The 6,000-nt window shown below is 68.7% G+C and carries 5 protein-coding genes; 2 read left to right on the top strand and 3 right to left on the bottom strand.

The genetic code is table 11. The features are described from left to right. Positions 1-58: 58 nt before the first annotated feature. Positions 59-442, bottom strand: a complete 384-nt coding sequence (locus AB0395_RS34280; protein WP_366288163.1) for a YciI family protein — start codon at positions 440-442, stop codon at positions 59-61. A 305-nt stretch (positions 443-747) separates the two neighbouring features. Here AB0395_RS34280 and AB0395_RS34275 point away from each other — a divergent pair, with 305 nt between their 5' ends. Continuing rightward, positions 748-2,355, top strand: a complete 1,608-nt coding sequence (locus AB0395_RS34275) for an MFS transporter (RefSeq protein ID WP_366288162.1) — start codon at positions 748-750, stop codon at positions 2,353-2,355. A 151-nt stretch (positions 2,356-2,506) separates the two neighbouring features. Here the strand turns inward: AB0395_RS34275 and AB0395_RS34270 are convergent, their stop codons facing one another. After that, positions 2,507-3,295: an SDR family oxidoreductase gene (locus AB0395_RS34270; RefSeq protein WP_366288161.1), complete on the bottom strand. Its 789-nt coding sequence runs from the start codon at positions 3,293-3,295 to the stop codon at positions 2,507-2,509. Positions 3,296-3,497: 202 nt separating this feature from the next. Next, on the bottom strand, positions 3,498-3,866 hold the full coding sequence (locus tag AB0395_RS34265; RefSeq protein WP_366288160.1) for a YciI family protein: 369 nt from the start codon (positions 3,864-3,866) through the stop codon (positions 3,498-3,500). A gap of 260 nt (positions 3,867-4,126) precedes the next feature. On the opposite strand from AB0395_RS34265, the gene AB0395_RS34260 reads away from it, so the two are divergent. Further along, positions 4,127-5,734, top strand: a complete 1,608-nt coding sequence (locus tag AB0395_RS34260) for an MFS transporter (RefSeq protein WP_366288159.1) — start codon at positions 4,127-4,129, stop codon at positions 5,732-5,734. The last annotated feature ends 266 nt before the right edge of the window (positions 5,735-6,000 follow it).

Genomic DNA, 6,000 nt, shown 5'->3' with positions numbered 1-6,000 from the left:
CCGGAGCGGTCAAGGTCACCCCGGCGCACGACCCCAACGACTTCGAGATCGGCCGCCGTCACTCGCTGCCGTCCCTCACGGCGCCGGCCGAGAACACGATCGGACGGACCTCGACGCCGAGCCCGTCAATCTTCGCGTCCGGAATCAGCGCGGCGACCTCGTAGGCGCGCTCCTTGCTCTCGCACTCGACGATGTAGTAGCCGCCGACGCCCAGCTCGCTGTCCAGGAGCGGGCCCTCCTTGACGCTCGTGACACCGTCGTTGACGCTGACGACCGCGCTGTTCGAGGGGTCGCCCAGCGCGTGCGTCGAGACGAACTCCCCGGTCTCCTTGATCTTCTCCTGGAACGCGCCGTGGCCGCTCATGATCTCGTTGCGGTCCGTTTCGGACAGGTTCTCCATGACCTTGGGGCTTATGTGCATGATCAACATGTACTTCGACATGTAACTCGCTCCTCCGGTCGTCGGCGCCCGTTCGGCGCCTCTCACGGACAGGTCGGAGCCGGAGCCGGGTTCTCGACACCCCGGACCGACGAATTCGATCGTTTTTCCGCCCGTCCCCGCGCCCCTCCTGGACGTAGCCGCGCCGGGGCGCCGACCTGCGGGAACCGGGACGGCGCCCCGGTCAGGGAAAGGCCGAAACCCTCGCGCGGGTGACGGATGTCGAGATCGCGAGGTCGGCTCCGACCTATCCGTGAAAGTGCCGCACACGTCGGCATCCGACTACTCGTGGACAGGAAGAGAACTCCATGCAAGACGAAACAACGGCGGAGGCCGGTCCTCTGGCCGGTCGCCGGGAGTGGACCGGGCTCGCGGTGCTGGCCCTGCCCACCCTGCTGATCGCGCTGGACATCGGCGTCCTGTTCCTCGCTGTCCCCCATCTCAGCACAGGCCTCGGAGCCAGCAGCGTCGAGCAGCTGTGGATCGCGGACATCTACGGCTTCCTCCTCGCGGGCTTCCTCATCACCATGGGCACCCTCGGCGACCGCATCGGCCGCAGACGGCTGCTCCTCATCGGTGCGGCCGCCTTCGGCTTGGCCTCCGTCCTGGCCGCCTACTCCACCAGTCCCGGCATGCTCATCGCCGCCAGGGCCATCCTCGGCGTCGCGGGCGCGACCCTCATGCCCTCGACCCTCGCGTTGCTCAGCAACATGTTCACCAACGCGAGGCAGCGCGGTGTCGCCATCTCGCTCTGGGCGGCGTGCCAGATGGGCGGCGCGGCGCTCGGACCCGTCATCGGCGGGCTCCTGCTCGAACACTTCTGGTGGGGCTCGGTCTTCCTCCTCGGTGTCCCCGTCATGGTGCTGCTGCTCGTCCTGGGCCCGATCCTGCTGCCCGAGTACCGTAACCAGACCCCCGGCAAGATCGATCTCGTCAGCGTCGTGATGTCCCTCGCCGCCATCCTCCCCGTCATCTACGGCATCAAGGAACTCGCCGTGAGCACGGTCAGCACGCCGATCGTGCCGATTCTGGCGATCGTCGTCGGCCTGGCGATCGGCGTGGCCTTCGTACGGCGGCAGCTACACCTCGAACACCCGCTGCTGGACCTGCACCTGTTCGCCGAGGGCACCTTCAGCGCGTCGCTGACCGCCATGCTGCTGGCGGGCGGCGCGCAGGCGGGGACGTTCCTGCTGATCAGCCAGTACGTCCAGTCGGACCTCGGATACTCCCCCGGGCAGGCCGGGCTCTGGCTGGCACCGCAGGGACTGACCATGGCCGTGAGCGCGGCGCTGGCGGCCCCCGTCGTCGCGCGGAAACTGGGTCTGAGCCTCGCGATCACCGGCGGCCTGGTGCTCGGGGCCGTCGGTTACGTGATGATCGGCCTGGTGCCCAGCGTCGACGGGCTTCCCCTCATCGTGATCGGCGGTGTCGTGATCTCGATCGGCCTCGGACAGCTGTTCGCGCTCGGCGCGGGCCTGGTCATGGGGGCGGTGCCGCCGGAACGCGCGGGCTCCGCGGCCTCGATGTCGGAGACGAGCGGTAACTTCGGCGGCACGCTCGGCATCGCGGTCATGGGCACCATCGGCGCCGCCGTCTATCGCGCCCAGGTGGCGGACTCCATTCCCGCCGACGTCCCCGCGGACGCCGCGAAAGCCGCCCACGAAACCCTCGCCGGGGCGACCGCCGCGGCGGCGAACCTGCCCGCGGGCCCCGCTGCCGAGCTTCTCGGGGCGGCCCGCGACGCCTTCACCAACGGACTCAACACGGTCGGCCTGATCGGTGCCGTCCTCCTGCTCTGCCTCGCGGTCATGATCTGGTTGTTGTTCCGTAAGCAGAGGAACCAGGAAGGAAACCCCGGCGGCGCGGAACCGGCGGCCGAGACGGACGTGGCGCAGGAGGTCAGAACCGACCACTGACCCCGCCCCCTGCCACCGGCGGCGGGCGGGACCGTACGGCGGCGCGGGCCGACGGGGTCGTGAGCGTTCCAGGGAGCCCCGCCTCACCGTCCTCGGCGACAGAACGTGGACCGCACGGGTGAGGCGGACGGCTTCGTCCGCGGCGGTGACCTCAGTTGTGGAACTCTCCGCCGTTGACGTCGAGGCAGTGCCCGGTGATCGCGCGGGCCATGTCGGAGGCCAGGAAGATCACCGCGTCGGCGACCTCGTCCGGGTCCTGCAGCCTGCGCCGGTCGATCGTCCTCGTCATCTCGCCGTAGACCTCCTGGGACGAGATGCCGCGCGTGGTGGCGATCTCCTCGACGAAAGCCTTCACCGTGTCGATCAGGATCGGGCCCGGAGCGACGCTGTTGACCCGAACGCCCTTCGGGCCCAGCTCGGTCGACAATGTCTGGGCGAGGGCGAGCAGACCGCCCTTCGCCATCTTGTAGGCCCCGCACAACTCGTTCGAGTGCCGCAGGACCGAAGAGTTGATCATCACGATGGAGCCCTTGTTCTCCACCAGTGTCGGCAGGAGCAGCCGGACCAGCCGCAGCGCGGCGTACACGTTGGTCTCGAAGCCGTCGCGGACCTCGTCGAGATGGACCTCGATGACCGGCACGTGCCGCGGGACCGCGAACGCGTTGTGGATGAACGTGTCCACCCGGCCGAAGGTCTCGAGCGCCGTACTCACCAGATTCTCGGCCGCTGCGTCATCGGTGAGGTCGGTCGGCACCACCAGCGCTCGGCGGCCGATCTCCTTGACCTCGTCGGCCACCTCGACCAGCCGGGACTCGGTGCGTGCGGCCAGCACCAGATCGGCGCCCGCGCGGGCGCAACGCACCGCGAGCTCTCGGCCGAGGCCCGGGCCGACCCCCGCGACCAGGACCACCTTCCCCGGTAACAAATCTGGAACGTTCACGTTTCCACCTCCGTTGCCGGACCCGGACCAAGGGTCCCATTTCACTGTTTATCAAAGCTTCTTCTGGATTGCGATATCAGGAACCTAAACTGCCGGATATATCCATCTCGCCCCTTGTTTCCCGGCTTTATCCGGTATTACCTGGCGTTTCACGGTGTTTCCTGGCATCGGATGCCGGGTCGCAATGCAAAAAGGCCGGCGATCAAGCACCCGCGCCCGCCGAGAAAACGATCGGCCGTACCTCGATGCCCGATCCCTCGATTCTGGTGTCCGGAATCATCGCGGCGATCGCGTGTGCGCGTTCCGTGCTCTCGCACTCGACGACGTAGTAACCGGTGAGGCACTCCCCGCCCTCGACGAAGGGACCGCCGGTGACCCAGGCCAGCCCGTCGCGGACCTTGATGACGGCGCTGTGCGACAGGTCCTCCAGCGCGTTCGCGCCGAGGAACTCCCCGGTTCTCTTGATCGTCTCGACGAACCGGCCTCGACCGCTCCACACGTCGTCGCGAACCCGCTCGGGCAGAGCGTTCCAGACCTTGGGGTTCGTGTAGATCGACAGCAGGTACTTCACATCTTCACTCCAAGCCTTCCGGTTCCCGGCTCTGGCCGGTCATGTAAACAGGTCGGAGCGGGCGTCCCGTTCTCGACATCCGGTTCCCGGCGTCCGGAAATCCGGCCACCCCCGGAGATCCTCCGGCCACCGCAATGGCCAAACCATGACAAATCACCGGCAAGCGAGCGTCGAGAGTCCCGGATCGGCTCCGACCTGTCTACGAGAGGTGCCACTCGCACCCGATATCCGAATCACTCGTGGACAAGGATGAGAACCCCATGCATGACGAAACAACGGCGGAGGCCGGTCCTCTGGCCGGTCGCCGGGAGTGGACCGGGCTCGCGGTGCTGGCCCTGCCCACCCTGCTGGTCGCGCTGGACATCGGCGTCCTGTTCCTCGCGGTGCCCCACCTCAGCGCTGATCTCGGGACCAGCAGCGTCGAGCAGCTGTGGATCGCGGACGTCTACGGCTTCTTCCTGGCCGGCTTCCTCATCACCATGGGCACCCTCGGCGACCGCATCGGCCGCAGACGGCTGCTCCTCATCGGCGGGGCCGCCTTCGGCTTGGCCTCCGTCCTGGCCGCCTACTCCACCAGTCCCGGCATGCTCATCGCCGCCAGGGCCATCCTCGGCGTCGCGGGCGCGACCCTCATGCCCTCGACCCTCGCCCTCATCAGCAACATGTTCACCGACGCCAGGCAGCGCGGTGTCGCCATCTCGCTCTGGGCGGCGTGCCAGTTCGGCGGCGCGGCGCTCGGACCCGTCATCGGCGGCGTCCTGCTCGAACACTTCTGGTGGGGCTCGGTCTTCCTCCTCGGTGTCCCCGTCATGGTGCTGCTGCTCGTCCTGGGCCCGATCCTGCTGCCCGAGTACCGCGCTCCGGAGGCGGGACACCTCGACCTCGTCAGCGTCGCCCTGTCATTGGCCGCCATCCTCCCGCTCATCTACGGCATCAAGGAGCTGGCCGTCGGTGATCACACGACACCGGTGGCGGCCGTCGCCGCGGTCGCCGCGGGCCTGGCGTTCGGCGTGGCCTTCGTACGGCGGCAGCTACACCTCGAACACCCCCTACTGGACCTGCACCTGTTCGCCGGGCGTTCCTTCAGCGTCGTCCTCGCCACGATGCTGTTGAGCGGCGCGACGGTGGCCGGAACGGGACTGCTGGTCAGCCAGTATCTGCAGTCGGTGCTCGGCCTGTCCCCCGCGATGTCGGCCCTGTGGTACGCCCCCATGGGCCTGGCACTGGCCGTCGGCGCCGTGTTCTCGCCCACCCTCGTCCGCTGGATGAGGCCGGGAACGGCCATCGCCTGCGGCCTGGCGCTCTCGGCGGTCGGCTTCGTGCTGGTGACGCTGGTCGACAGCGTCGGCGGACTCGCGTTCGCGGTGCTCGGCATCGCGATCGTCGCGCTGGGCGACGGCCCGCTGGTCTCCCTGGGGACGGGGCTGGTCGTCGGTTCCGTACCGCCAGAGCGGGCGGGCTCCGCGGCCTCGATCTCGGAGACCAGCCTTCACTTCGGCGGGACGCTGGGCATGGCGGTCATGGGCACCGTCGGCGCCGCCGTCTACCGCTCCCACATCGCCGGATCACTCCCCCAGGGCATCCCCGCGGAGACCGCGCGGGCGGCCGGTGAAACCCTCGCCGGGGCGACCGCGGCCGCCGCTGACCTGCCCGCGGACCTCTCGGCCCCGTTCCTGCGGACCGCCCGCGACGCCTTCACCATCGGGCTGAACACCGTCGGCGTCATCGGCGTCATCACCTTCGCCGCTCTGGCGGCCCTGACGGCGAGCGCGTTGCGGCAGCGGAGATCGGTCCCCGGGACCGCCGGGGAGAGACGCGGCACCGACTCCCCGGCCGCCGGTGAAGTGCCGTCCATCGTCGAGAACTGAGCCCGCGGCACACCGATCGCGAAGCACGGCACGATGCCGAACGCCTTTCAATGCCGTTCACCATGTGCCGTTCACCATGCGCCGTTCACCATGCGCCGTTCGCCATGGCGAGACTTCGAAGGAACGAGGCGTTCCGGAAAAATCCGGATTTCCGTGGCGGGCCGCCCGCCGACGACACCCGCGCCATGACTCCGCAATCTAAAAGAAATCCCCCCACCACCCCGGTGGGACCATCGAGGCACGGCATTTTCTGCCATGTTCAGGCG

Origin of the sequence: Streptosporangium sp. NPDC051023, assembly GCF_040689595.1 — a bacterium.
In the GTDB taxonomy this organism is placed as follows: Bacteria; Actinomycetota; Actinomycetes; order Streptosporangiales; family Streptosporangiaceae; genus Streptosporangium.
The sequence above is the reverse complement of the archived record's forward strand: the minus strand, read 5'-3'. Positions and strand labels throughout refer to the sequence as shown.

Excerpts from the sequence above, each read along its gene's own strand:
- AB0395_RS34280 (WP_366288163.1), bottom strand. The coding sequence starts at position 442 with ATGTCGAAGTACATGTTGATCATGCACATAAGCCCCAAGGTCATGGAG.
- AB0395_RS34260 (WP_366288159.1), top strand. The coding sequence starts at position 4,127 with ATGCATGACGAAACAACGGCGGAGGCCGGTCCTCTGGCCGGTCGCCGG.
- AB0395_RS34275 (WP_366288162.1), top strand. The coding sequence starts at position 748 with ATGCAAGACGAAACAACGGCGGAGGCCGGTCCTCTGGCCGGTCGCCGG.